This is a genomic window from Paraburkholderia hiiakae, from assembly GCF_904848665.1.
In the GTDB taxonomy this organism is placed as follows: Bacteria; Pseudomonadota; Gammaproteobacteria; order Burkholderiales; family Burkholderiaceae; genus Paraburkholderia; species Paraburkholderia hiiakae.
The window spans coordinates 1-26,336 of sequence record NZ_CAJHCQ010000009.1; the positions used below are offsets into that span (position 1 = coordinate 1).

At 63.7% G+C, this 26,336-nt stretch carries 25 protein-coding genes; 12 read left to right on the forward strand and 13 right to left on the reverse strand.

What is annotated here, in order from left to right; translation table 11 throughout:
- The 6 genes from JMY28_RS18120 to JMY28_RS38960 all read right to left on the reverse strand — a co-directional run.
- On the reverse strand, positions 1-330 hold a 330-nt coding region (locus JMY28_RS18120; RefSeq protein WP_201697289.1), incomplete at its 3' end, for an ATP-binding cassette domain-containing protein.
- A 251-nt stretch (positions 331-581) separates the two neighbouring features.
- Positions 582-1,703, reverse strand: coding sequence for a polyamine ABC transporter substrate-binding protein (locus JMY28_RS18125; protein ID WP_201697290.1), 1,122 nt, complete (start codon positions 1,701-1,703; stop codon positions 582-584).
- A 75-nt stretch (positions 1,704-1,778) separates the two neighbouring features.
- Positions 1,779-3,221 carry an aspartate aminotransferase family protein gene (locus JMY28_RS18130; protein WP_201697291.1) on the reverse strand — a complete coding sequence of 481 codons (1,443 nt, stop codon included), beginning with the start codon at positions 3,219-3,221 and terminating at the stop codon, positions 1,779-1,781.
- Positions 3,222-3,239: 18 nt separating this feature from the next.
- The gene (locus JMY28_RS18135) at positions 3,240-4,574 is read right to left on the reverse strand and encodes a glutamine synthetase family protein (protein WP_201697292.1); all 1,335 of its coding nucleotides are present in this window, start codon (positions 4,572-4,574) and stop codon (positions 3,240-3,242) included.
- Between the two features lie 31 nt (positions 4,575-4,605).
- Positions 4,606-5,415, reverse strand: a complete 810-nt coding sequence (locus JMY28_RS18140) for a gamma-glutamyl-gamma-aminobutyrate hydrolase family protein (protein ID WP_201697293.1) — start codon at positions 5,413-5,415, stop codon at positions 4,606-4,608.
- 278 nt (positions 5,416-5,693) lie between these two features.
- Entirely contained in the window at positions 5,694-5,918 is a 225-nt protein-coding gene (locus JMY28_RS38960) for a hypothetical protein (RefSeq protein ID WP_236596917.1), read from the reverse strand.
- Positions 5,919-6,357: 439 nt separating this feature from the next.
- Between JMY28_RS38960 and JMY28_RS18145 the strand changes: the two genes are divergently transcribed.
- A complete protein-coding gene (locus JMY28_RS18145; protein WP_201697294.1) occupies positions 6,358-6,909 on the forward strand; it encodes a cupin domain-containing protein in 552 nt (183 codons plus the stop codon).
- An 81-nt stretch (positions 6,910-6,990) separates the two neighbouring features.
- Positions 6,991-8,481, forward strand: a complete 1,491-nt coding sequence (locus JMY28_RS18150) for an aldehyde dehydrogenase (protein ID WP_201697295.1) — start codon at positions 6,991-6,993, stop codon at positions 8,479-8,481.
- Positions 8,482-8,487: 6 nt separating this feature from the next.
- On the opposite strand, the gene JMY28_RS18155 is transcribed toward JMY28_RS18150, so the two are convergent.
- The gene (locus JMY28_RS18155) at positions 8,488-8,931 is read right to left on the reverse strand and encodes a MarR family winged helix-turn-helix transcriptional regulator (protein WP_201697296.1); all 444 of its coding nucleotides are present in this window, start codon (positions 8,929-8,931) and stop codon (positions 8,488-8,490) included.
- A gap of 233 nt (positions 8,932-9,164) precedes the next feature.
- On the opposite strand from JMY28_RS18155, the gene JMY28_RS18160 reads away from it, so the two are divergent.
- The 6 genes from JMY28_RS18160 (at position 9,165) to JMY28_RS18185 (ending at position 15,342) form a co-directional block, all read left to right on the forward strand.
- Positions 9,165-10,652 carry a DHA2 family efflux MFS transporter permease subunit gene (locus JMY28_RS18160; protein ID WP_201697531.1) on the forward strand — a complete coding sequence of 496 codons (1,488 nt, stop codon included), beginning with the start codon at positions 9,165-9,167 and terminating at the stop codon, positions 10,650-10,652.
- A 69-nt stretch (positions 10,653-10,721) separates the two neighbouring features.
- Complete coding sequence (locus JMY28_RS18165) at positions 10,722-11,663, forward strand: AEC family transporter (RefSeq protein WP_201697297.1); 942 nt, start codon at positions 10,722-10,724, stop codon at positions 11,661-11,663.
- A 63-nt stretch (positions 11,664-11,726) separates the two neighbouring features.
- A complete protein-coding gene (locus JMY28_RS18170) occupies positions 11,727-11,930 on the forward strand; it encodes a glycine zipper domain-containing protein (protein WP_201697298.1) in 204 nt (67 codons plus the stop codon).
- Between the two features lie 630 nt (positions 11,931-12,560).
- Positions 12,561-13,301, forward strand: a complete 741-nt coding sequence (locus tag JMY28_RS18175; RefSeq protein WP_201697299.1) for an acetoacetate decarboxylase — start codon at positions 12,561-12,563, stop codon at positions 13,299-13,301.
- A 38-nt stretch (positions 13,302-13,339) separates the two neighbouring features.
- On the forward strand, positions 13,340-14,125 hold the full coding sequence (locus JMY28_RS18180) for a 3-hydroxybutyrate dehydrogenase (protein ID WP_201697300.1): 786 nt from the start codon (positions 13,340-13,342) through the stop codon (positions 14,123-14,125).
- A complete protein-coding gene (locus JMY28_RS18185) occupies positions 14,122-15,342 on the forward strand; it encodes a DUF3734 domain-containing protein (RefSeq protein WP_201697301.1) in 1,221 nt (406 codons plus the stop codon). Before JMY28_RS18180 ends, JMY28_RS18185 begins: the two co-directional genes overlap by 4 nt.
- Before the next feature lie 89 nt (positions 15,343-15,431).
- Here JMY28_RS18185 and JMY28_RS18190 read toward each other — a convergent pair whose 3' ends face one another.
- The 3 genes from JMY28_RS18190 to JMY28_RS18200 form a co-directional block, all read right to left on the reverse strand.
- Complete coding sequence (locus JMY28_RS18190; protein ID WP_201697302.1) at positions 15,432-16,277, reverse strand: carbohydrate ABC transporter permease; 846 nt, start codon at positions 16,275-16,277, stop codon at positions 15,432-15,434.
- A complete protein-coding gene (locus JMY28_RS18195) occupies positions 16,274-17,179 on the reverse strand; it encodes a carbohydrate ABC transporter permease (protein WP_201697303.1) in 906 nt (301 codons plus the stop codon). Before JMY28_RS18195 ends, JMY28_RS18190 begins: the two co-directional genes overlap by 4 nt.
- A gap of 208 nt (positions 17,180-17,387) precedes the next feature.
- Entirely contained in the window at positions 17,388-18,620 is a 1,233-nt protein-coding gene (locus tag JMY28_RS18200) for an ABC transporter substrate-binding protein (RefSeq protein WP_201697304.1), read from the reverse strand.
- Positions 18,621-18,968: 348 nt separating this feature from the next.
- Here JMY28_RS18200 and JMY28_RS18205 point away from each other — a divergent pair, with 348 nt between their 5' ends.
- The 3 genes from JMY28_RS18205 (at position 18,969) to JMY28_RS18215 (ending at position 21,838) form a co-directional block, all read left to right on the forward strand.
- On the forward strand, positions 18,969-19,751 hold the full coding sequence (locus JMY28_RS18205) for an SDR family oxidoreductase (RefSeq protein WP_201697305.1): 783 nt from the start codon (positions 18,969-18,971) through the stop codon (positions 19,749-19,751).
- Positions 19,752-19,803: 52 nt separating this feature from the next.
- Positions 19,804-20,865, forward strand: coding sequence for an ABC transporter ATP-binding protein (locus JMY28_RS18210; protein WP_201697306.1), 1,062 nt, complete (start codon positions 19,804-19,806; stop codon positions 20,863-20,865).
- Between the two features lie 61 nt (positions 20,866-20,926).
- Complete coding sequence (locus JMY28_RS18215) at positions 20,927-21,838, forward strand: MurR/RpiR family transcriptional regulator (RefSeq protein ID WP_201697307.1); 912 nt, start codon at positions 20,927-20,929, stop codon at positions 21,836-21,838.
- Between the two features lie 3 nt (positions 21,839-21,841).
- Here JMY28_RS18215 and JMY28_RS18220 read toward each other — a convergent pair whose 3' ends face one another.
- The 3 genes from JMY28_RS18220 to JMY28_RS18230 are packed head-to-tail and all read right to left on the reverse strand — an operon-like array spanning position 21,842 to position 25,092.
- The gene (locus tag JMY28_RS18220; RefSeq protein WP_201697308.1) at positions 21,842-23,293 is read right to left on the reverse strand and encodes a cytochrome P450; all 1,452 of its coding nucleotides are present in this window, start codon (positions 23,291-23,293) and stop codon (positions 21,842-21,844) included.
- Between the two features lie 54 nt (positions 23,294-23,347).
- A complete protein-coding gene (locus JMY28_RS18225; RefSeq protein WP_201697309.1) occupies positions 23,348-24,232 on the reverse strand; it encodes an IclR family transcriptional regulator in 885 nt (294 codons plus the stop codon).
- Positions 24,220-25,092, reverse strand: coding sequence for an IclR family transcriptional regulator (locus JMY28_RS18230; protein WP_201697310.1), 873 nt, complete (start codon positions 25,090-25,092; stop codon positions 24,220-24,222). The genes JMY28_RS18225 and JMY28_RS18230 overlap by 13 nt, the downstream gene beginning before the upstream one ends.
- A gap of 279 nt (positions 25,093-25,371) precedes the next feature.
- On the opposite strand from JMY28_RS18230, the gene JMY28_RS18235 reads away from it, so the two are divergent.
- Positions 25,372-26,331 carry an MBL fold metallo-hydrolase gene (locus JMY28_RS18235; protein WP_201697311.1) on the forward strand — a complete coding sequence of 320 codons (960 nt, stop codon included), beginning with the start codon at positions 25,372-25,374 and terminating at the stop codon, positions 26,329-26,331.
- The last annotated feature ends 5 nt before the right edge of the window (positions 26,332-26,336 follow it).

Genomic DNA, 26,336 nt, shown 5'->3' on the forward strand with positions numbered 1-26,336 from the left:
CGGGAAGAGGGCATACGACTGGAACATCATGTTCACGGGACGGCGGTACGGGGGCAGCGACGCGAGGTCTTCGCCGTCGACGAAGATGCGGCCCGACGTAGCCGATTCGAGACCCGCGAGCATGCGCAGCAGCGTGGACTTGCCGCAGCCCGAACTGCCGAGCAGCGCAAAAAGCTCGTTCTTGGCGATGTTCAGGCTCACGTTGTCCACGGCGATGCTCTCGCCGAACTTCTTGACGACGTTTTCGATACGCACGAATGCGTCGTTCTTTGCCGGGGTCGCGTTGGCGCGCAGAGCTTCTGGGGCGTTGACTTTAGACGTCGAATTCATGATCTGACCTTGGTTCCTTTCTGATCGCAGTACACGTTTTTCAGGCGCGAGTCGGCCCGCACGGGGCGCACGGGGCGACTCGCGATTAGTACTGCGAACGGAGCTCGGGAAAGGCTCGCGCGCGTCGTCAAAAAAGGGGGGCGGCGCTGCGCGGCCGGACTTCGGAATTGCGTACTTCAGGCGGAGAGGGGTCGAGCGATCCCTCTTCCGCGTCGTCTCCTTCTTGTTTCCTTCAGGGGGTGATCAGGGTGTTAGTGGCCCGTTTTCAACTGGGCCCACAGGCGGTTTTCGAGGCGCAGAATGTCAGCCGGCATCGGCTTCATCAGCGTCATCTTCTTGAGTACGTCTTCCGGCGGGTACACCGTCGCGTCCTGCGCAACCCCAGGGGTAACGAACTGGCGTGCCGCCTTGTTCGCGGTCGGGTAGAACACTTCGTTGGTGATCTGCGCGTTGACCTTCGGGTCCGAGATGTAGTTGATCCACTTCATCGCGTTTTCGGGGTGCGGGGCGTCCTTGGGGACGACCATCACGTCGAACCACAGCAGACCGCCTTCCTTCACGTTCGAGAACTTGACGTCATACGAGCGCTTGGCCTCCTCGGCGCGACGGTGCGCAATGCCGACGTCGCCCGACCAGGCCACGGCCACGCAGATATCGTTGTTCACGAGGTCGTTGATATAGCCCGACGAATTGAACTGGGTGATATAGGGGCGGACTTTCTTCAGCACTTCAAACGCGGCCTGGTAGTCGGCGGGGTTCGTGCTGTTCGGGTCCTTGTGCATGTATTGCAGCGTCGCGGCAAACACGTCCACCGCCTGGTCGAGGAACGACACGCCACAGCCCTTGAGCTTCGAAAGATTCTGCGGGTCGAACACGAGCGCCCAGCTATCTACGGGCGCGTTCGGGCCGAGTGCCTTTTCCACTGCCTGCTTGTTGTAGCCGATGCCGTCGGTGCCGAATGCCCAGGGCACGCCGTATTGATTGCCCGGATCGGCGTCGGCGATCATGTGCATGAGCACGGGGTCGAGGTTCGCGAGGTTGGGGATCTTCGACTTGTCGAGCTTCTGGTACACGCCGGCCTGAATCTGCTTGGCCATGTAATTCGATGTGGGCACAACGATATCGTAACCCGAGCTGCCGGCGAGCAGCTTGGCTTGCAGCGTGTCGTCGCTGTCGTAGTTGTCGTACTTGACCTTGATGCCCGCATCCTTTTCGAAGTTCGGGATGGTGTCCTTCGCGATATAGTCGGACCAGTTATAGACGTTCAAATCGCCGTCGGCCGCGTGCGCAGACTGGCTCGAAATGGCCGTGAGGCCCGCACACGCTGCGAGGGCCGCAAGTGCGACCGCATGACGAAGATGACTAACACTCATGTTGCTTTCCCCTGAAGATGAAGATCGGCGGGAGGCCCAGCACCCCGTTGCGCCGCCCGCCGTGGACAAGTCGCGTTAAGAAAGACCCAGTTGTTGCGCAGTTGCGTCGATGGCTTTCTTCGCCTTCGACACGATTTCATCGATCTCGGCGCGCGTGACGACGAGCGGCGGCGAGAGCAGCATGCGGTCGCCCGTGGCGCGCATGATGAGGTTGCCGTTGAAGCAGAAGTCGCGGCAGAGCGTGCCCACGTCGCCGCCATTCGCGAAGCGCTTGCGCGCCTTCGGATCTTCCGCGAGCTGCAGACCCGCTACGAGACCCGCACCCGAGATGTCGCCGATGATCGGATGATTGGCGAAGGTCTCGCGCAGGCGTTGCTGGAAGTACGGGCCGGTGTCGTTCTTCACCCGCGTAACGATGCCTTCGTCGCGCAGCAGCTTGAGGTTCGCAACGGCCACGGCAGCAGCCACGGGATGCCCCGAATACGTGAGGCCGTGATTGAACTCGCCGTTCTCGATGAGCGCTTTCGCCACGCGGTCGTGAATGCCCACTGCGCCCATCGGCACATAGCCGCTCGTGAGGCCCTTGGCCATCGTGATGAGATCCGGCTCGAAGCCGAAGTGCTGATGCGCGAACCATTCGCCGGTGCGGCCAAAACCGCCGATCACTTCGTCGGCGCAGAGCAGGACGTCGTACTTGCGGCAAATGCGCTGAATTTCCGGCCAGTAGGTGGAGGGCGGGAAGATCACGCCGCCCGCGCCCTGGAACGGCTCGCCGATAAAGGCGGCCACGTTCTCCGCGCCCACTTCGAGAATCTTCGCTTCGAGGTGCTGTGCACGCGCGAGACCGAACTCTTCGGGCGTCATGTCGGCCGGCGCTTCGCCATAGAAGTACGGCTGGTCGATGTGCACGATGTTCTCGACCTTCGAGGGCATCTGTTCGTGCATGTAGCCCATGCCACCCAGCGTGCCGCCCGCGATCGTCGAACCGTGATACGCGTTCCTGCGCGAGATGACGACCTTCTTCGAGGGCTTGCCTTGCGTGAGCCAGTATTGATGCACGATGCGCAGCACCGTGTCGTTGCCTTCGGAGCCGCTGTTGCAATAGAAGAAGTGGTTGAACGGCTCCGGCGAAAGCTGCGCAAGCAGCGCCGACAATTCAATGACCGGCGGGTGCGTGGTCTTGAAGAACGTGTTGTAGAAGGGCAGTTCCTGCATTTGCTCGTAGGCGGCGTCGGCCAGTTCCTTGCGGCCATAGCCCACGTTCACGCACCAGAGCCCGGCCATGCCGTCGATGATCTGGTTGCCTTCGGAGTCCCACAGGTACACACCTTTCGCCTTCACGATCACACGGCTGCCTTGCTTGTTGAGCGAGCCCATGTCCGAAAACGGGTGAATGTGATGCGCGGCGTCCAGCGCGCGGTATTCGCTCGTCGAGCGCGTCGCGCGCGTGGATTGGGCGCGCAGCGTCGTCGGCACTTCCTGCAGCGCGCTGGCGGGGGCGTCGATTCGATAGCTCATTACTGTGTCTCCTTTCGTTTACACGTGCAGCAGCAGGTGCTTGCGTTCCCACGAACTGATCACGCGGAAATACGCTTCGTATTCGGTTTCCTTGAGCGCAAGGTAGGCGCGCACGAACTTCTCGCCGAGGAGGTCGTTGAGCGGCTCGCACGCGCTCATCAACGTGAGGCCCTCTTCGAGGTTGCGCGGCAACTGGTACGGCAGTGCGTAGCCGTCGCTCACGAGCGGTTCCGTTGGTTTGAGGTGCTGCGTCATGCCCAGGTAGCCTGCGGCGAGTGTCGCGGCAATCGCGAGATACGGGTTGGTATCCACGCCCGGGATGCGGTTCTCCACACGGCGCGCGGCCGGCGACGAATACGGCACGCGAAAGCCCACGGTGCGGTTGTCGTAGCCCCACGCAACGTTGATCGGCGCGGCCATGAAGCGCGACAGCCGGCGATACGAGTTGATGTACGGCGCGAAGATCGGCATGAGCGCGGGCGTGTACTTCTGCAGGCCGGCGATGTACGCATGGAACATGTCCGTGGGTTTGCCGTCCGAGCCCGTGAAGAGGTTCTGGCCGCTTTCCGCCGAGACGAGGCTCTGATGAATGTGCATGGCCGAGCCCGGCTCGTTCTCCATCGGCTTCGCCATGAACGTGGCGTACATATGATGGCGCAGCGCGGCTTCACGCACCGTGCGCTTGAACAGGAACACGCGGTCGGCGAGGCCCAGCGGTTCACCGTGCATGAAGTTGATTTCCATCTGCGCGGCGCCGACTTCGTGAATCAGTGTGTCGACTTCGAGGTCCTGAATATCGCAGTACTCGTAGATGTCCTCGAAGAGCGGATCGAACTCGTTCACCGCTTCGATCGAGTACGCCTGGCGGCCGGTTTCCGGACGGCCCGTGCGGCCGATGGGCGGCGCGAGCGGAATGTCCGGGTCCTTGTTCATGTCGACGAGATAGAACTCCAGTTCTGGCGCAATGATCGGCTTCCAGCCCTTGGCTTCATAGAGTTCGAGCACGCGGCGCAGGACGCGGCGCGGCGAGATCTCGACGGGCGTGCCGTCGAAGTGGACGCAATCGTGAATCACTTGCGCCGTGGGGTCGGTGGCCCACGGAATGATGCGGATGGTGGACGCATCGGGCACGCACACCATGTCGGGATCGGTGACGCCGGTGAGGCTGCCGTCTTCGGGGTATTCGCCCGTGACGGTCTGGATCATCACGGCTTGCGGCAAGCGCATGGACTCGCCCGACTCGAACTTGCTGCGCGGAATGATCTTGCCGCGTGCGATGCCCGCCATGTCGGGGATGATCGCTTCGATTTCGGTGATGTGATGCTTTTTCAGGAATTCGTCGATTTCATGCATGATCTTTCTCTCTGTTCTGTATGGGCCGGCATCAGGCGTGGGCAGCGCGCGGCGCATGCGCCACGTCGTGTCCGGCCCCGCGCGGTATTCGGGCCAGCATGTGGTTGCGGCAAGCCTCGCCGAACGCGTGGAAGATGGCGGTGGACAGCGCGTCGTCGGCGTATTTCCACTCGGGGTGCCATTGCACGCCAAGCGCGAAGCTGTGCGCGTTCGCCACGCTCACGGCTTCGATGAGACCGTCGGGTGCGAATGCCTCGGCCACGAGGCCCGCACCCAGCCGCTCGATACCCTGGCCGTGCAGCGAATTCACGCGTGCTTCGCGTGCACCACCCGCGAGCCGTTGCAGCAGACCGCCTTCCACTAGCTTCAACGCGTGCGCCGGGCCGTATTGCGTGTCGAGCGGATCGTCCTTGTTCTCGCGATGGTCGTCATAGCGTGCAACGTTATGCACCTGCTGATGCAGCGTGCCGCCGAATACCACGTTCATCTCCTGGAAGCCCCGGCAGATGGCGAGCACCGGCACGCCAGCTTCGATCGCGGCACGCATGAGCGGCAGCGTGGTGGCGTCGCGGGCCGGGTCGTGCAGCGTGCCTGCCTCGCTCGCCGGGCCGCCATAACGATGCGGCTCGACGTTCGAATAGCTGCCCGTGAAAAGCAGGCCATCCACGGCTTCGAGAATGTCGGACGCAGCCTGCCGCTCGCCAAGCGCGGGCAGCACGAATGCGAGTGCGCCGGCGCCATCCACCGCTGCGCCGATGTACTTCTCGCCAGCAACGTGTGAAGCGTGCGGTCCCATCATCGTGCGGTCGGCGGTGACGCCAACTAATGGTCTGGTTCGCATGACTAATGATTCGCTTGTTTGCCCGTGCGTGACATATCGATGCGACGGGCGTGACATGACCTTGCAGCCTTGCGGGACGCAAAACTACAAACCCTGTGTGCTCCGCGCAGCGACGCTAACGTATCGCGCTGCGCGTGGAGATCATGTAGGCGGTTCGTTTCTTGCCGTTGTGAGGCGCGACTGTGCTCAGTCGTGCGCAGCCACCTCGTAGAGGCGCGACGAGACACCTCGCGAACAAACGACGGCGAAGAAAACGAACGGCGCAGGAAGGAGAGGCGCTAGGGCAGAAGCGACGCGACTTCGTCCGTGTGGACGGCAATGAAGGCGCGTGCGGAGACGGAGTTATGACGCCGGACGGAGCGGCGGGAAAGGATCGTGAAGACGGACAGGAACAGGCGAGAGGCAAGCCTGCCGCTACTGCCGTCGGCGATGGCGGTGCAGTCACTGCGAAGACACCTCGCATGACTACGATCCCACCTCACCAGAGGGCCACGGACTCTCACAATAACACTCGACTGGTTGCGTTGAAAAAGACGTCTGGTTCAAGCATTCGAGGTCGTCAATTTGAGTGATGCATTAAACATTGAGCGACATCGATGTATTGCTTTCCAAACTCAGCCGACTCGCTATGTTTCTCGCATAAAACGCGGTTTTTGCGTTGCAACGCGGAAGAAACGATGCAGTGTTCGACCTGTAGTTCAGCATATACGAGCCAAAAAGGGCGTCAATTATTTTTTCAAGTTTTTGATGTCAGCACTTTCCCCGAGAGCCCTGCGAAATAGCACGCTGTGCGAAATATCGGCTCCTGCACTTATATTTCGAATAACTTACAGGGGTTTGTACTGACGCAAAATAAAGCAAAGTGATTAGAATATTCAACACGTCCACCGCGCCCCTTACGCGCTCTGCTAACGGTCCTTCATCGTGTCCGAGTCCTCCTCTGTGTCATCCGAAGTTGCCACGCGCCTGCGCTACGTTCGCAAACGCTATGGGTTGTCGCAGCGCGAGCTCGCCAAGCGTGCGGGCGTGACCAATGGCGCGATCTCGCTGATCGAGCAAAGTCGCGTCAGTCCCTCCGTGGGCTCGCTCAAGAAGTTGCTCGAATGCATTCCGATGAGCCTCGCCGAGTTCTTCACGTTCGATCTCACCGAAGGGACAGAAGTCGTGTCGCGGCGCGGCGAAATGCCGAACCTCGGCAACGAATCGATCGAGTTCTATCTGGCCGGCGCGAGCGTGAAGGACCGCAACATGGGCATCATGCGCGAGGTCTATCAGCCGCTGGCCGATACCGGGCCTGAAATGCTGACGCATGCAGGGCACGAAGGCGGCGTGGTGGTCGCTGGACAACTCGAACTGACCGTGGAGGGCACGACGTGGCTGCTCGACCCCGGAGACAGCTACTACTTCGAAAGCCGCTTCCCGCACCGGTTTCGCAATCCCAGCGCGAACGAAGTCTGCGAAGTGGTGTCGGCCAATTCGCCGCCCACCTTCTGACTCCCTGATCGCGCGAACCCGTTTCACCTTGGCGCCGCGTTGCGGCGTGCAAGGTGGATCGCAAATCATTGAGGCATCCTGATGGAAAAGAAAACTCTCGCTTACTGGCAGGACAAGGCCGCGACGCTTTCGATTGAAGGCCGCGCATTCATCGACGGCGCGTACCGTGACGCGTATTCGGGCCGCACGTTCGACTGCGTGAGCCCGATCGACGGCCGTGTGCTCGCAGGCGTGGCCGATTGCGGCGCAGCCGATGTCGATGCCGCGGTCGGCGCCGCGCGCCGCGCGTTCAACGACGGCGTATGGGCAGGCCTGAATCCGCGTGCCCGCAAGGCCGTTCTGCTGCGCTGGGCTGCGCTCATGCGCGAGCACCTCGACGAGCTGGCATTGCTCGAAACGCTCGACGCAGGCAAGCCCATTGGCGACACGACCACTGTCGATGTGCCGGGTGCGGCCTACTGCGTGGAATGGTTCGCTGAAGCCATCGACAAGGTCGGCGGCGAAGTCGTGCCCGCCGATCATCATCTCGTCGGCCTCGTCACGCGCGAACCCATTGGCGTGGTCGCCGCCGTCGTGCCGTGGAACTTCCCGATCCTGATGGCTTCGTGGAAGTTCGGGCCTGCGCTCGCCGCGGGCAATAGCGTCGTGCTCAAGCCTTCGGAGAAGTCGCCGCTCACGGCCATTCGCGTGGCGCAACTTGCGCACGAGGCCGGCATTCCGGCGGGCGTGTTCAACGTGCTGCCGGGCGGCGGGGAACCGGGGAAGCTGCTTGGCTTACATCGCGACGTGGACTGCATAGCGTTCACCGGATCGACGAACGTGGGCAAGCAGATCATGCAGTACGCGGGCCAGTCGAACCTCAAGCGCGTGTGGCTCGAACTTGGCGGCAAGTCGCCCAACATCGTACTGCACGATTGCCCGGATCTCGATCGTGCCGCAAACGCAGCGGCGGGCGCAATCTTCTACAACATGGGCGAGATGTGCACGGCGGGCTCGCGCCTGCTCGTCCATCACGAGATCAAGGATGTGTTCCTCGCGAAGCTTGTCGAGGCCGCGAAGGCATATAAGCCTGGGAATCCTCTCGATCCGAATGTGTCGATGGGCGCGATTATCGACAAGGTTCAGCTAGAGCGGGTGCTGAGCTATATCGAGGCCGGCCGCAAGGATTCGAAGCTGCTGACCGGTGGCGAACGCGTGAATGCGGAGGGCGGCGGTTTCTACGTGGAGCCCACCGTGTTCGACACGCATCACGACACGAAGGTTGCGCGCGAGGAAATTTTCGGGCCGGTGCTCTCGGTCATCACGTTTAGCACGATCGACGAGGCGGTGCGCATTGCCAACGACAGCGATTACGGGCTCGCCGCGGCTGTGTGGACCGCTAACCTCACGCATGCGCATGAAATTTCGCGCCGCCTGCGTGCGGGCACGGTGTGGGTGAACTGCTACGACGAAGGCGGCGACATGAACTTCCCGTTCGGCGGCTTCAAGGAATCGGGCAACGGCCGCGACAAGTCGTTGCACGCGCTCGAAAAGTACACGGAACTCAAGTCCACGCTCGTGCGGCTGCGCTAACGCGATTTACCGCTCCACCAGCGCGCCGAGATTGGCGCGCACTCGCTGAAGCATCGCACTGAATTGCTCAGCTTCTTCAGGTGTGAAGCCCGCCAGGGCTTCCGCCTGCACCTCGTCGCCCACGCGGCGTGCGCCCGTGAGCACGCCTTCCGCCTTGGGCGTAAGGCTCACCAGCAATTCGCGGCGGTCGTCCGGGTTCGGCGTGCGCTCGACCCAGCCGCCTTCCTCCATGCGCTCCAGCAGCCGCCCCGCGGAAATGGGCGCCACTTCCAGCAGTTCGGCAAGACGTGCCTGGTTCATGTCGCCGTAGTGCGCCAGGTACGCGATCATGCGGCACTGCGCGCGGGTGAGTTCGAGCGACGACTTCGCAAGCTCGTCGTAACGTTTGCCGTACAGGCGGCCTACGTCGACGACCAGGAAGCCAAAGCGCTTTTCGAGGTCGGTAGTCATCGCGCGATTATACGGGCGTGCGGCTCGCGCCTTCGCGCGCGCGTCCTTTCCCTGGCGATACCGATTGCGTCCACAGGCGCGAGCCGTATAATAAGCATGCTTATCAATTCGATGCGCTCCGCCCCCAAACACGCTAGCCGCCAGACAACCGCACGATGACCGCAGTCATGCAGGACGGCGCCGCCGCGCAGCATCTGGCGGAGCCGGGCAAGGAAGCCCCGCTCAATCGCGGCATGATCACGCTCTCGATCATGCTCGCCACGCTGATGCAGACGCTGGACAGCACGATCGCCAATGTCGCGCTGCCGCATATGCAGGGCACACTGTCCGCCTCCCAGGACGAGATCACCTGGGTGCTCACTTCGTACATCGTCGCGGCGGCGATTGCTACACCGCTTACGGGGTGGCTCGCCGATCGCTATGGCGTGAAGCGGCTGTTAGGCATGGCGATTGCGGGCTTCACCGTGGCTTCGGCGTTATGCGGGCTCTCCGAAACGCTCGGCCAGATCGTCGCTTCGCGGCTTTTGCAGGGCGTGTTCGGCGCGTCACTCGTGCCGCTCTCGCAGTCCATTCTTCTCGACATCAACCCGCGCGAGCGCCAGGGCCAGGCCATGGCGGTCTGGGGCATGGGTGTGATGGTTGGACCCGTGCTGGGGCCCACGCTGGGCGGCTGGCTCACGGATAGCTACAACTGGCGCTGGGTGTTCTTCATCAACGTGCCTGTGGGCCTGTTCGCGTTCTTCGGCGTCTCGACCTTCATGCCCGCGCGTACGCCGGGCCGCACGCAGCGCTTCGACGTGTTCGGCTTCGCCACGCTCGCGCTCGCCATCGGTGCGCTGCAGGCGTTGCTCGACCGCGGCGAACAGCTCGACTGGTTCGGCTCGCTGGAAATCCGCATCGAAGCGCTGGTTGCGGTGATTGCCTTCGCGTTCTTTATTGTGCATACGGCAACTTCGGGGCCCGGCACCTTCTTTCGCTACCAGCTGCTCAAGGACCGCAACTTCGCGACGGGCACGCTCTTCATTTTCGTGATTGGCGCGGTGCTCTACGCCACGCGCGCGCTGCTGCCGCCCATGCTGCAGAACCTCATGGGCTATCCGGTCGCGACCACTGGGCTCGTTACTGCGCCAAGCGGCGCGGGCACGATGGTGGCCATGCTGATAGCGGGGCGCATGCTGAAGCGCGTGGACCCGCGCGTCATGCTGCTGTTCGGCTTCGTGGTGTCCGCATACGCCCTGTGGCAGATGATGCAGTACACGCTCGTGCTTTCGCCCTCGGATATCGTGTGGCCCGGCGTGGTGCAGGGTTTCGGCCTGGGCTTCGTGTTCGTGCCGCTTTCCGCGCTGACGTTCTCGACGCTTACACCGCAACTGCGCGCGGATGGCACGGCCACTTATAGCCTCATGCGCAATATCGGCAGCAGTATCGGCATTTCGATCGTGCAGACCTTTGTCACGCGCAGCACGCAGATCGCGCATTCGGACCTCGCCGCGAACATCACGCCGTTCAATCCGGCGGTTCAGCAGATGCTCGAAAGCGGTTCGCGGTACGATCTTGCCGTGCTCAACCAGTCGATCACGCAGCAGGCCCAGATGATCGCGTACCTGAACGACTTCAAGATGATGTTCGTGGCTACGCTGCTCGTGATTCCGCTGCTCTTTCTGATCCGCACCGGCCCGAGTGCCGCCACCGTCGATACGAGTCACGCGGCCATGGACTAGCGGCACTCCTTATCTTGCGTTTCACCCCCGCGCGCGGCACGTCCGCGCGCGTTGCATTCACGAATCCCGATGCTTTCTGCCGTTTCTATTCTCCTGCCGGTTTTCGGCCTCATTTTCGCGGGCTTCGCCTGCCGTCGCACGAATGTCCTCGGCCCCGCCGCGGCTTCCGAGCTGAACCGCTTCGTCGTGTGGCTCGCGCTGCCCGCGCTGCTCTTCGATATCCTTGCGCACGCAACGTGGCACGAGCTGTATCAGCCTGCTTTCGTCGCGGCGTTCGGCCTTGCCGGGCTCGCGGTGTTCGTCGCCGTGGTGGGTGTGCGCGTGTTCCTCGGCCGCCCGCTCGCGGATGCGAGCATCGATGGGCTTGCTGCCGCGTATCCGAATACCGGCTACGTCGGCTTCCCGTTGTGCATGATCGCGTTCGGGCCGTCGAGCCTCACGCCCACGACCATCGCGACGATCCTCGTGGTCTGCGTGCTGTTCGCCATCGCGATCGTGCTGATCGAAACGGGCCTGCAAAGCGAGCGGCGTCCGCATCGGCTCGCCATCAAGGTCGTGCGCTCGCTCCTGCGCAATCCGCTGCTGGTTGCGCCGGCACTGGGGGCGGTCGTTTCCGCCGCGCATGTCACGCTGCCCGCGAGCGCGGAGACATTCCTCAAGCTGCTAGGAGGCGCTGCGAGCCCGTGCGCGCTTGTGAGCCTCGGTCTGTTTCTCGCCGAGCGCCGTGCGAGCGCAGACGCGCCGCGGGAATCGTCGTGGTGGCTCACGCTCTCCAAGCTTGTCGCGCAGCCGCTCATTACCTGGTGGTTGGCCGAGCGCGTATTCGGGCTGTCCGACCCGCTCGTGGAAATCGCGGTGCTGCTCGCGGCGCTGCCCACAGGCACCGGCCCGTTCATGCTCGCCGAGTACTACCGTCGCGAGGCGCACGTGACTTCGCGAACCATTTTGCATTCCACGCTTGGCTCGCTCGTCACGCTCACGCTGATCCTGCTGCACCTGCACCACGGCTGAAAGCCGGTGCGGCACGAAGTTTGCTGGCATGAAAGCCACAACCATCGATCAGGAGAATCGACGATGAACTGGCTAAGACGCTTAAGCGCCGCGCGCGCCTCACTCGTCATCACCGTCGTGCTCGCTGCGGCAGGCACGGGCGCCTGTACGCTGGGCGGTGCCGCCGCCGGCGGCTATGTCGGCAACCGGGCCACCGACGGCAGCGCGGTCGGTACCGTTGGCGGCGCCGTGGCCGGCGGCGTGATCGGGCATGAACTGAGCAAGTAGGCGAGGCCTCGCGCAGGTCAAGATGCAGCGCCCGCGCGCGAGGCAGTCGAACAGCGCCATCTGCGCCTGCTGCGGCATGGAGAAGCCATGCGGTGTGATCGTGCGCGGCAATGCGGCTGTCCGCAACGAGACGGTCGATTCAACTCGTCGATTGAGAATCCGGAGAATTCGAATAATGAAAATCGAAGCCGGATATTTCTCATTTCGTCGATGAAGTCAGCATTCGAATTTCCAGAATAACCAGGAAATTGAATTTTGCGATCACTCTGAACTGCTGTTTTCCGATTGTGAAATGAATTCGTCTGGCGTAACTCAAGAAAAATAAATTGCGGTGATCGGCGAATCTGACAGCTGATGGGACGGTCTGAGCCCCTTGCGGCGTGAGACTGGACGCACGCAGGACGTACAGGGTTGCGAAGCTATCACCTGAAAGAATGATGTGATTATTCGATGATTCTTAATCGCCATCAAATCGAATTTTATCTAAAAATTTATAATCTTTTCCCGCGTTATCCATTTCGCGAAGCGCTGACAGATTCCGGTTTAATCTGATGACCGTTTATCAAATAAATCTGGCCAGCTTGTGCGCGTCCCGTTTCAACACGTCACCTCATCACCAGCTCAAAGAGGATGTTCATGCAAGACGTAAGATCCAAGGCTTTCGCAATGCCGATCACCAATCCGGCGTATCCGATGGGCCCTTACAAGTTCGTGGACCGGGAGTTTCTGATCATCACCTACCGCACCGACCTCGAATGTCTGCGCAAGGTTGTGCCCGAGCCGCTCGAGGTCGCCGACCCGCTCGTGAGCTACGAATTTATCCGCATGCCCGACTCGACCGGTTTCGGTGACTACACGGAAAGCGGCCAGGTCATCTCTGTCACGTACCAGGGCCAGCCGGGCAGCTACACGCATGCGATGTACCTCGACGACCACCCGCCCATCGCCGGCGGCCGGGAGCTTTGGGGGTTTCCGAAGAAGCTTGCTTCGCCCACGCTTGCGGTTCACTCCGACACGCTGGTCGGCACGCTCGACTACGGTCCCGTACGTGTCGCGACCGGCACGATGGGCTACAAGCACCGCGAACTCGATCTTGCTGAGCAGGCAAAGCGCCTTGGCGCGCCCAACTACCTGCTCAAGATCGTGCCGCACGTGGACGGTTCGCCGCGCGTATGCGAACTCGTGCGCTACTACATGAAGGACATCAAGCTCAAGGGCGCATGGACAGGGCCGGGCGCGCTTCATCTCACGCCGCACGCGCTTGCGCCCGTCGCAAACTTGCCCGTGCTCGAAATCGTCGAAGTTCGCCACCTGCTCGCCGACGTGACCCTTGCTCTGGGCGAAGTCGTTCACGACTATCTCGCGAAGTAAATCACCGCTCAATCAGGAACAACCAGGGAGAACTGATCATGAAGAAGCTCGAAGGGAAAGTCGCAGTCGTCACGGGAGCCGCAAGCGGCATCGGCAAGCAAATCGCGCTCACGCTCGCGGCGCAGGGCGCCGCGGTCGCCATCGCCGACCTCAACCTTGGCGGCGCGAACGCCGTGGCCGAAGAGATCAAGGGCGCAGGCGGCAAGGCCATCGGCGTCGCCATGGACGTCACCAATGAAGACGCCGTGAATCAGGGTATCGACCGCGTCGCGGCCGAACTCGGTCCGGTGGATATCCTCGTCTCGAACGCCGGCATCCAGATCGTGAACCCGATCGAGAACTACGCGTTCTCCGACTGGAAGAAGATGCAGGCCATCCACGTGGACGGCGCATTCCTCACCACCAAGGCGGTGCTCAAGCACATGTACAAGGATGACCGCGGCGGCGTGGTGATCTACATGGGTTCGGTGCATTCGCACGAAGCGTCGCCGCTGAAGTCGGCCTATGTCGCGGCCAAGCACGCGCTGCTCGGCCTCGCGCGTGTGCTCGCCAAGGAAGGCGGCAAGCACAATGTGCGCTCGCACGTGGTGTGTCCGGGCTTCGTGCGCACGCCGCTCGTGGAAAAGCAGATTCCCGAGCAGGCGACGGAACTCGGCATCAGCGAGGAAGAAGTGGTCAAGCGCGTGATGCTCGGCGGCACGGTGGACGGCATTTTCACGACCGTCGAGGACGTCGCGCAAACCGTGCTGTTCCTCTCGGCGTTCCCGAGCGCTGCGTTCACGGGCCAGTCCTTCGTGGTGAGCCACGGCTGGTTCATGCAATGAGCGAGCGCGCGAAAGCCGGCAAACCCGCCGCTGCACCGGCGAGCGAAGCCGCGAAGGCGGGAGCGGCCGCCGTTCATCGCGAACGGCGGCTCGACTACGAAACCGTCGCGCTCGTCCTGCAAGGCGGCGGCGCGCTCGGCGCATACCAGGCCGGGGTTCTCGAGGGGCTCGAGGAGGCGCATATTCCGCTCAACTGGGTTGCCGGCATCTCCATCGGCGCGCTCAACACGGCCATCATCGCAGGTAACGAGCCGCATCTGCGAGTGCAGCGTCTGAAGGGCTTCTGGAACACGATCTGCTCGCCGGCCTTCACGCCATCCATGCCGGCGTCGATCGAGCATATGTTGTTCAACTTCTCCGACGTATCGCGTTCAATGCTCATGGCGGCGCAGGCGAGCAACGCCGTCATGCAGGGGCAGAGCGGCTTTTACGTTCCGCGTATGCCGACGCCGCTGCCCTGGGCGTCGTACTCGCCGGAGCGTGTGAGCTGGTACGACACCACGGCGCTCAAGGCGACACTCGAGCGGTTTTGCGATTTCGACCGGATCAATTCCAGGGAAATGCGCGTGTCCGTCGGGGCGGTGAACGTCGCCAACGGAAATTTCGTCTACTTCGACAACACGCGTTTGACGCTGCGCCCCGAGCACTTCATGGCGTCGGGTTCGTTACCGCCGGGCTTCGCGCCTGTCGAAATCGATGGCGAATACTTCTGGGACGGCGGCGTGGTTTCCAATACGCCTTTGCAGGAAGTCCTGAGCGCCGCTCCCCGGCGTGACACGCTCGTGTTTCAGGTCGATCTCTGGAGCGCGCAGGGCCCTGTGCCCACCACGCTCGACAATGTCACGATGCGCACGAAGGACATTCAGTACTCGAGCCGCACGCGTCTCGTCACCGACATGTTGCTGCGGGAGCAGCGCTATCGTCGCTTGCTGGGAGACTTGCTGCAGCAGGTTCCGGCGGAGGCTCGCAAGGGCAGCAAGCTTTGCGAGATCGCCGCGGAGCTGGCTTGCCGCAAGCGCTACAACGTGCTGCAACTCATCTACCGGCAGCAGAAGTACGAGCGCGGCAACAAGGACTACCAGTTTGGGCGCTCCGCCATGCATGCGCATTGGGCTACGGGGCTCGACGACATCCGGCGTACGCTCAGCAACGAGGCTTGGCTCGATATGCCCGACAACCACGCGGGCTTCGTCACGCACGACATTCATCGCTGCTGAGTCGAGCGCCTTGGCGCGCTCAGGCTAGCCAAACGACATGGGTGGGCCGCCGCAGCGAGCCCACCCGTGAATTTCGCGCTCTGTTCCCGTTACTTCACCGCGCCCAGCGCGAGCCCCTTCACCATGTAGCGCTGCAGCCAGGCGAACACGACGGAAACCGGCAGTGTGGCCGCGAGCGTCGCCGCCATGACGAGCTGCCATTCCACGGTGTACTTGCCGGCCACCATGTCGGTGACCTGCACCGTGAGCGTCTTGTTCTCGGGCGAGCGGATCAGTGTGTAGACCACGGCGAATTCATTCCACGCGCTGATGAACGTGAAGATCGCCGTGACCACCACGGCCGGCACCGCGAGCGGCAGGAACACGCGGAACACGGCGCCCGTGCGGCTGCAGCCTTCGAGCCATGCCGATTCTTCCAGATCGCGCGGCACGGTCTGGAAATACGACGAAAGCATCCACACGGCAAAGGCAATGTTGAATGCCGCGTACGAGACGATCACGCCGATCTTCGAGTCGACGAGATTGCCGTCGCCATAAGGAATCATCGCCGCAAGCCGGAACAGGCCGACCACGAGCAGGATGGGCGAGAGCATCTGCGTGACGAGCAGGAACTGGCGATAAAGGCCGCGCCCGCGGAACGGGAAGCGCGCGAGCGCGTAGGCGGCCGGCAGGCTCACGGCGAGCGCGAGCGCCGTGGAAAGACAGCTCACCACAATGCTGTTGCGAAGCGCGACGCCAAAGTTCGCGGCCTGCCACATGTCGACGTAGTTCTGCCAGCGCCACTGCATGGGCAGCCAGCGCGCCGGATACACGAACACTTCCGAAGCCGGCTTGACCGAGGTGAAGAACATCACCGCGAACGGGAACAGCACGGCCACGATGAGCGGTGAGAGTGCGAGCCAGCACCAGATCGAGCGTTTGAGCTTGCGGTTCATGCGAGGTCTCCTTCGGCGCCGCCGCGTTTGGCCTGCAAGCGCAGGTAGACCACCGAGAACGCGAACAGGATCACGAGCATGATGAGCGAGACGGCGGCGGCTTCGCCTGGTCGTCCTAACCGGAAGCCGAGCTCGTAAAGGTACGTGACGAGAATATGCGTGCTGTCATCGGGGCCGCCTTGCGTCATGACCCAGATGATCGGGAACGAGTTGAACACATAGATCACGTTCAGCAGGATCGCCATGTTGATGAACGGCTTGAGCAGCGGCAGCGTGAGCTTGCGGAACTGCTGCCAGGCGCTCGCGCCGTCGATGCGCGCGGCTTCGTAAATATCGCCAGGCACGGAGGAAAGGCCGCCGAGCAGGATCGTGGTCGTGAACGGTATCGACACGAGTATGCCGACGCAGATTTCGACAGGGAACGCATACTCGGGCGTCGCGAGCCAGTGGATCGGCCCCGAAGTCAGACCGAGACGTTGCAGCGTGACGTTGACCATGCCGTAGTCGTCGTTGAACGCCCAGCGCCAGACCACGGCCGTCATCGTGAGCGAGACGGACCACGGCAGCATGACGATCGTGCGCGCAATGCCGCGGCCGTAGAAGTCCTGATTGAGCACGAGCGCGACGGGCACGGAAATGAGCACCGTGCCCACCACGACGAAGAATGTCCAGATCAGCGTGTTCCTGAGGGCGCTCATGAACACCGGATCGCCAAACACGTTATAGAAATTTTGCAGGCCGCTGAAGTCGCGGATCTGCCCGAAGCGCGACACATCGTGCAGCGACTGATACACGATGTTGAAGATCGGATAGCTGATGATAAAGAGCGCGAGCACGAGACTCGGCACGATCAGGAGCCAGGGCGCGCGGGGCGCGGATACGGCGCGGGGTTGTCGGCTCATGCGGGTGCGTGCGCGTGATCGGTCGGGGGCATCGCCAGCCGCTGCTGTGGCGGGCGAGGGCTTCAGGGGACCCGTAGTCATGTCGAATCGTCAGTGCTTCGAAACGTCGGTTCTCAGGCGTTCCGGCGCGCGCCCGGAATTTCGGGCGCGCGCCGGTTTTGCCATCAAGGCTTGCTTGCAGACTGATCTGCCAAACTCATTTGCCAACTTACTTGCCAAGCGACTTGTTCGCTTCGGTGGCCGCCTGGTTCAGTGCGTCGGCGGGCTTGGCCTTGCCGAGATAGATCGACTGCATCCCGTTGGTCACGGCCTTCGCGGTGTCTTCCCAGCCCGTCACGGTCGGCGCGAACTTGGCGTGCGGCAGGAGCGCGATGAACGCTTGCGTATCCGGGTCCTGGAACACCGGGTCGGTCGCTTCAGCCTTCGTGGTCGGCAGGAAGCCTTCCGTGCTCGTGAACTGCACGCGCGGTTCCTTCGTGAACAGGTAGTCCAGGAACTTCCAGGCGCTTGGCTTCACCTTGGAGTTCTTGAACATCATGATCGAGTCGGTCACCGCATACGTTGCAGGCGTCGTTGCAACCGGGATCGGGTCGATGCCGTACTTGATGTTCGGTGCTTCCTTCTTCAGCTGCTTGGCGAGGAACGGCGCCGAGATCATCATCGCCACGCGGCCCTGCTTGAAGAGATTCTGCACGTCTTCACGGCTGTAACCCGTCACGCCCGGCTGCGTAAGACCTTCGTCGATCATGGTCTTGTAGAGCGTCGCGGCCTTCACGCCAGCCGGCGAGTTGAATGCCGCCTTGCCGTCCTTGCCCACCACTTCGCCGCCGTGGGTCCACAGCGCATAGTAGAAGTACACGTCGGTTTCGATTTCCTTGCCCTGCAGGCCGAAGCCCGCAATGCCCTTCGCCTTGAGCTTCTTCGATGCGTCGATGACATCGTTCCAGGTCTTCGGGCCGTTCGGATAGCCAACCGAGGCGAGCATGTCCTTGTTGTAGTACAGCGCGCGCGCCGAGGCGGCGATCGGCAGGCCGTAGGTCTTGCCGTTGATCTGACCCGGAGCGAGGAACGGACCGATGAAGCGGCCCTTGAAGTTCGCGTCCATGTACGGGTCGAGCGGCTCGGCGATGTCGTCCTTCACGAAGTCGAGGAGCCAGCGCGTGCCGATGATCGCGAGGTCGGCGTTGGCGCCGCCGGAAATGTCCGTTTGCAGCTTCTGTTGCAGCGAGTCCCAGTTCACGTCTTCGATCTTGATCGTGATGCCGGGGTTGGCGGCCTCGAACTGCTTGGCCATTTTCTCGAAGTACGGGGCGGTGGCGTCGCTGTAGTGGGCGACGGTCACGCGGACCGTGTCGGCGTGCGCCGCGGCGGTGATGCCGGCGAACGCTAGCGCGACGGCGAGCTTGCCGAGCATGGTGGTTGCACGTGCCTGAAACGACATTCTCTCTCTCCTTGTCGATGGGAATTGGCGCTTTAGCGCTTAGTCCCATCCCATGCGGGGTTGTTGTTGCTGGTGGTTTTTCCTGCTTATGCCGCCGCCTTGACCCGGCTGCTGGGTTGCGTTGTTTGAAAAAATCCTACAGGATGAAAAAAGCGTTGTCACCTGGTAATCTCGATATTGTTTCCAGTGCGGAAATTTGCATAACATGCTGTAAAACAGGGGAAATTCATGCGTTGCAGCAGCGCGATGCGGTCGGTATAAACCCGCATACAGGCAACCGCACGCCATTCGTATGTAGGAAATTTTCAGGCTCGACGGCAAGACTGGCGGGCCTCACGGAGAATCGACATGAGCCGGGTGGTGCTGGTGACGGGGGCGAGCGGCGGCATAGGCCGCGCGCTGTGCAAACGGTTTCTGGAAGCGGGCGACACTGTGCTCGCGCTCGACCGCGACGCGGCGCTCGTGCAACAACTCGCGGCGGAATTAGGCGAAGCGGGCGCGGCGCGCCTCGAACCGCTCGCTGCCGACGTGAGCGATCAGGCCGCCGTGGCCCAGGCCGTGGCGCGCGGTGTGGCGGCGCGCGGCCCGGTGGACGTGGCGGTGGCGAACGCGGGCGGCGCGCTCGGCACGACGCTCGCGCATACCGACGCCGCGAGCTGGCGGCGCGATATCGACCTGAACCTGAACGGGACCTACTACACGGTCGAAGCCGTGCGCGCCTCGATGATCGAACGCCGGCGCGGCGCGCTCGTGCTGATCGGCTCGGTGAACGGCCTTTCGGCGCTCGGCCACCCTGCGTACAGCGCCGCGAAGGCGGGGCTCGTGAGCTACACGAAGGCGCTCGCCATGGAGCTGGGGCCGCACGGCATACGCGCGAACATCGTCTGTCCGGGCACGGTGAAAACGCCCGCGTGGCGCGCGCGTGTCGAGCAGCATCCCAGGATCTTCGAAGAACTAAGCAAATGGTATCCGCTCGGCGACGTGGCCACGCCCGAGGATATCGCCGACGCCGTGCAGTTTCTCGCTTCGCCGCAAGCGCGCGTGATCACGGGCGTGGCGCTGCCCGTGGATGCGGGCCTCATGGCGGGCAACCGGCTGATGGCGAACGAGCTGACGCTAGACCCGTTCTGAGGCGCGCACGCGACGCTTCGACCTGAAAAGACTTCACGCATACGAGGAAAGCATGGCAGCGGTACAACTGAACGGCATCTACAAGCGCTATGGCGACACGCAGGTCGTGCACGGCGTCGATCTCGACATCGAAGACGGCGAATTCGTCGTGCTCGTCGGCCCCTCGGGTTGCGGCAAGACGACGGTGATGCGCATGATCGCCGGTCTCGAAGACATCTCCGGCGGCGACCTCACCATCGGCGGCACGCGGGCGAACGCGTTGCCGCCGCAGCAGCGCAACATTTCGATGGTGTTCCAGAGCTACGCGCTCTACCCGCATCTCTCGGTGTACGAGAACATCGCGTTCGGTCCGCGCATTCGCAAGGAGCGCGAGGACGGGTTCAAGCCGCGCATCGAAGCCGCCGCGAAAATGCTCAACCTGTCGAGCTACCTGGAGCGCCTGCCGCGCGCGCTTTCGGGCGGCCAGCGCCAGCGCGTCGCCATGGGCCGCGCCGTGGTGCGCGAGCCCGCGCTGTTCCTCTTCGACGAGCCGCTTTCGAACCTCGACGCCAAGCTGCGCGTGCAGATGCGCACCGAGATCAAGGCGCTGCACCAGCGCCTGCGCAACACGGTGGTGTACGTCACGCACGACCAGATCGAGGCGATGACGATGGCCGACCGTATCGTCGTGATGAACGCGGGGCGTATCGAACAGATTGGCCGACCGCTCGATCTTTACGACAAGCCGGGCAACCTGTTCGTGGCGAGCTTCCTCGGCTCGCCGTCGATGAACTTCGCCGTGGGCACGGTGATGAGCGACGCGCGCGGCACGGCGCTCGTGCTCGAAGGCGGCGCACGTATCCCGCTGCCGGAAGGTAAAGTGCAAGCGGGCGCGCGCGTGACGCTCGGCGTGCGGCCCGAGCACATCGAGGCGGGTGGCGACGTGCCGTTCACCGTCGACGTGATCGAGCCGACTGGCGCGGAGACCCACTTGTACGGGAAAATAGGCGACACGACATGGTGCGTCACCACGCGCGCGCGCCCGGACGTCACGCCGGGTCAGCGCATGACGCTAGGTTTGCCTTTGGCGCACCTGCATCTGTTCGATACTGAAAGCGGCAAGCGGCTCGATTGAAGCGGAAGCACGCATCGAAACTGGATAGCGGGCGCCTCGTACCTTCCTCGGGAAAAACAGCTTGCCGGTCTCCAACCTGATCCATCACATCCGCAACGTCGCGGAGTCGCTGCGTCCCGCCGAGCGCAAGGTCGCGGAGATGGTGCTTGCCGACATCGACTTCGCCATGCGCGCGAGCATCACCGAGCTCGCGTTGCGCGCGGACGTGTCCGAGCCATCCGTCACGCGTTTTTGCCGCGCGGTGGGTGCGCACGGCCTGCGCGACTTCAAGATGCGGCTCGCGCAGAGCGCGGCGGGCAACGTGCCCTTCGCGCTCGCCACGGAGATGACGGGTGGCGAGGCGAGCGGCGCCGGGTGGGCCGGTGAGGTCGGCACGTTGCTCGACAAGGTCACGGAGTCGGTGGTCCAGGGCGTGACACATGCGCGCGCTTCGCTCGATACCGCCGTATTCGAGGCCGCGGTGGCGGCGCTCTCCAGCGCGCGGCGCGTGTACTTTTTCGGCGTGGGCGCGGGTTCGGGGCTCGTTGCGCAAGACGCGGCGCTGCGCCTGCTGCGGCTCGACATCGCCGCGAGCGCGTTCACGGATGCGCACTTGCAGCGCCTCTACGCGGCGCTGCTCGAACCGGGCGACGTGGCGTTCGCGATCTCGCAGTCGGGGCGCAGCGTCGAGGTCAACGAAAGCATTCAGATCGCCAAGGAGCGAGGTGCGACGACCATCGCGCTCACGAGTGCCGGCTCGCGGCTCGCCTGGGTGGTGGACATTCCGCTGTTGCTGCGCGTGCCCGCCGCGAGCGATGCGCATGCGCCTGCCGTGGTGCGCATCGCGCATCTGGCTGTGCTCGATGCGCTCGCGCTGGGCGTGTCGCTCGGGCTCGGGCCCAAGGCGCTCGAAAAGGTGCGCGACGCACAGGCGCGCAGCGATGGCGCGCCCGACGATGCCCCCACAGTTGGCACGCCCGAGGACGGGCGTTGACGCTTAGGCAGATGTGGCGCCCTCGCGCCGTTTGAGCCGCACCGGCATCGTATCCGGCACCATCGTGAACGCCTGCACTTCCTGAATCTTCGCGGGATCGATCGCCAGCTCGATCGTGAACGACTTCATCAGCATCGAGAGCGCGAGGCGCATTTCCACCGTCGCGAGATGGCGGCCAGGACACACGCGCGGCCCCGCGCCGAACTGCAGATAAGCGCGCACGTCATGGGCTTTTCCATCATCGGATTCGCGTTCGCCGCGCTTCATCCAGCGCCACGGATCGTAGCGCTGCGGATCGGCGAAATTTTTCGCATCCAGCATGGCGGGGCGCGCGACGAAGAACATGCGCGTGCCTTTGGGCAACGCCACGTTGTCCACCACCACATCTTCCAGCGGCTCGAACGAATGCACGGACGCCACCGGGCGCAAACGCGTCGCCTCGATACAGACCGCCTCGAAAATATCGAGGTCTTTCAACGTCGCGTAGTCGGGGCAGACGTTCGAATTGCCGAGCACGCGCTGCGCTTCGTCGCCGAGATGCTGCTGCAAGGCCGTATCCGCGGCGAGGTAGGGCAGCGTCCACGCGATGGAATCGGCGGTGGTGTCTTCGCCCGCGATCAGCAGCGTGAGCACATTCGCGCGGATTTGCGCGTCGCTGATGGAAGTGTCGCCGCCTGGCGCTTGCTGCTGGGCAAGCATCGCTTCGAGCAGATTGCGCGGCGTTTCCGAGGGCTCGTCGCGCATGCGCTCGCGTGCGCGCGCCATCATCGCGTTGACGTAGCGGTGTACTTCCGCGAGTGAGCGCTCGAGCTTACGGTCCGACGGCAGCCTGAAATATCGCCAGTAGGGAAAGAGCGCATTGGTGCGCCTCATCACGCCCGGCAGGATGCGCTCCAGGTGCTCCTGAATCACGCCGTGATCGCGCTCCAGCGTGCGGGGGTCTTCGCCGAACGCGAGCGCGCTCGTCACGTCCACTGTGTAGCGCTTGAGGTCGTCGGTCATCTCGACGGTCTCGCCGCGCTCGGCCGCGCGTTGCCAGCGTGCGTGAAGCCGCTGCGTGATCTCGGCCAGCGTGGGGTAGAAGGCCTTGATGTTGGGTATCGAGAGCGCCTGCATCACGAGCTTGCGTTGCGGTTCCCACGCTACGCCTTCGGCGGAGAAAAGCCCGTTGAAGCCCATCTCCTCGAACACCGCTTCGATCGGCTGATAGCGGCGGAAGCGATGCGGCCGCTCGCGCATGATCTGCTGGATCAGCTCGGTGTCGGTCCAGATCGTGATGGGGATGCTTCCCACCTGAAAGCGGTAAGGCGCACCGAGTTCGGCGGCCCACTGTTCAAGGATCAAATGCAGACGCGGCGGCGAAAGCTGCAACAGATTGCCGAGCAGCGGCACGCCGCGCGGGCAGGGCAGGTCGGCGATCTGGCGCAACGTTGGTCCGGTCGATGCCGTGCTCATAGATTGGTTCTCATCAGAGGGGCGTGCTGTTTTTGTATTGCGCGCGAAAGGCGTTCATAGCGGCGCGGCCGCCGCGCCTTCCATGTAGCCGAAGCGCCGCGAGAGGCGCTGCGCGGCGGCGATCAGCAGTTGCGCCGCCGTGCCTTCGCGCGCGATGTCGAGGCTGCCCGAAGGTCCCATCACCGCGAGCACGAGGCACACGCTGCCCGTGTGGTCGAACACGGGCGCGGTCACGGTGCTGATGCCGGGAATCGGCTTGTCGAGCGCCGTATCCACACCCTCGGCGCGAATGGCGGCGAGCCGCGCGAGGTAGGCGGGCGTCGCGCCTTCGCGCGGCTTCGCGCCCGCGAGCCGCAGTTCGTCCTGGGCGAGGAGGGCGGCGCGCACGTCGTCGTCGACCCATGCGGCGAACACGCGTCCGATCGACGTGTTCACGAGCGACATCACCGTGCCGGGGCGCAGGCTCACGTGCAGCGGCAGCGCCGATTCTTCGAGACGTACGACGGTCGGGCCGAGCGGCCCCGGCACCGCGAGCGCGACGCTCATCGCGGTGGCGGCGGCGAGGCCGACCAGTTCGGCATCGGCTTCGCGCACTGGCGAAAGCCGCGCAAGGCCGATCAGGCCGAGTTCGAGGCTGAGCGGTCCCGCTTCGTAGCGGCCCGCTGCGTCGCGCGCGAGCAGGCCGATCTTCTGGAGGCTCACGAGGTGCGGGAAGGCCTTGGCGGGCGCCATGCCCGCGGCGGCGGCCAGGTCGCGCAGCGGCAAGGGCGTGCCGGCCGCGACGAGCGCGGCGAGCAGTTCGCCCGTGACATCGAGCGACTGGATGCCGCGCTGCGGCTTGTCGGCTTCGGGCGTGACGCTGGCCGCGACGTCTGCGCTCGCGGCTTGGGTCACGTCGTCGTCGTTGTCGCGCGGGGGCTTGGAGCTTACTCGGGGCATGTCGGTGTCGAGGAAAAAGCGGCGGCGGCGATTTCTGCGGCCGCCTCGCGCAGCGCGCGCACGACTGCGCCGTTCGCGCGCACGTCGAGTGCGCCGCTCGCGCCAATAGCGGTGAGCGTGAGGCTCGCTTCGCGCTGCGGCCCGAGTACGGGCACGCACACGCTGCTCACGCCGGGGCTGGGTGTGTCGATGGCGAGTTCGTAGCCGCGCGCGCGGATGGTGTCGAGCGAGGCGAGGAAGTCGGCGTCGGGCGTGCTTTCTTGCGGCGCGCTGGCGGCGTTTGCCGTGTGGCTGGTGCCGCGCCACACCGGCTGCGCGGTTTGCGTGGCCCATACGGCTTCGAGCGCCTCGGGCCCGAGGAACGCGCAGAACACGCGGCCCGTGGCCGTGGCCCGCAGCGACATCACGGTACCTACGTGCAGGTTCACGTGCAACGGCAGGCTCGCGTGCTCGTAGCGCACGATGGTCGGCCCCTGCGGCCCGGCGATACAGAGCGCGACGCTGCAGTTGAGCGCCTGCGCGAGCGCGGCCGCGCGCGGCACCGCCTCACGCAGCGCGGGCTGCTGCGCGAGATGGAGCAGCCCGAGGCGCAGCGCGAGCGGGCCGGGCTCATAGCGCCCCGAAAGCGCGTCGCGCTTGATGAGCCCGAGGCGCGTCAGGCTCACGAGATAGGCGTGCGCCTGGCTCGACGGAATGTCGCCGCTCGCCGCGAGATCGGTGGCGCCAAGCGGCGAGCGCGCGTCGGCGAGGGCACGCAGCAGGCGTCCGCCCACCTCGACGCTCTGAATGCCGCGCTGCGCGCGGGCCGCCGTGGCGCTGCTTTCCGGCGTGCAAGCGGCGCTTTCGTTGCGACGTCTCATTTGCGCTTTTCTCTGGCTGAAAAAGGGTCCATGTTAACTGAACGGTGGCGGCCCCTGGCAACCGACAGGCTGCAGCGCGCTCCGGCTAGAAATTAGCGTATAGCAATGTAATTCGCTATTGACAAATATAAACCGGAAGGCCAAGATGGCCTCACCCCGGCACAACAGCGGTCCAAATTCAAACGGGGCGAGACAACCAGAGCTGGCGCCGTGCGCGTCCGGCCCCTGCACGCTTCGCCCCGCCCTGGCTTCAAGAGCCCCTCGATACGGAGACTCAACATGGCAAAGGCGTTCGCATCCCAGGCCGACCTCGAAGAAAAGAAGGTCACGTTCACGCAGCTCTCGGAAAACGCATACGCGTACACCACGGAAGGCGATCCCAACTCGGGCGTCATCATCGGCGACGACGGCGTGCTGATCGTCGACACCACGGCTACGCCCGCCATGGCGCAGGACCTCATCGCGAAGATCCGCACGGTCACGGACAAGCCCATCAAGTACGTCGTGCTCTCGCACTATCACGCCGTGCGCGTGCTGGGCGCTTCGGCGTACTTCAAGGAAGGCGCGCAGCAGATCATCGCGAGCCGCGGCACGTATGAAATGATCGTCGAGCGCGGCGAAGCCGACATGAAGTCGGAAATCGAGCGCTTCCCGCGCCTTTTCGCGGGTGTCGAAACGGTGCCGGGCCTCACGTGGCCCACGCTCGTGTTCGAGAAGGAAATCACGCTGTTCCTCGGCAAGCTCGAAGTGAAGATCGCGCACCTCGGCTCGGGTCACACGAAGGGCGACACCGTGGTGTGGCTGCCCGAGCAGAAGGTGCTGTTCTCGGGCGACCTCGTCGAATACGACGCTGCGTGCTATTGCGGCGATGCCCAACTCGCCGACTGGCCCGCCACGCTCGAAGCGCTGCGCTCGCTTGGCGCCGATAAGCTCGTGCCGGGCCGCGGCCCCGCGCTGCTCAACCCCGCCGAAGTGAACAAGGGTCTCGACTACACGAAGGACTTCGTGACCACGCTGCTCGCACAGGGCCGCGCCGCCGTGGAACAGAAGCTCGACCTGAAGGGCGCGATGTCGCTCACGCGCGAGGCGATGGACCCGAAGTTCGGCCATGTGTTCATCTACGAGCATTGCCTGCCGTTCGACGTGACGCGCGCGTTTGACGAGGCGAGCGGCATGACGCATCCGCGCATCTGGACGGCGCAGCGCGACAAGGAGATGTGGGACGCGTTGCAGGACTAAAGCTG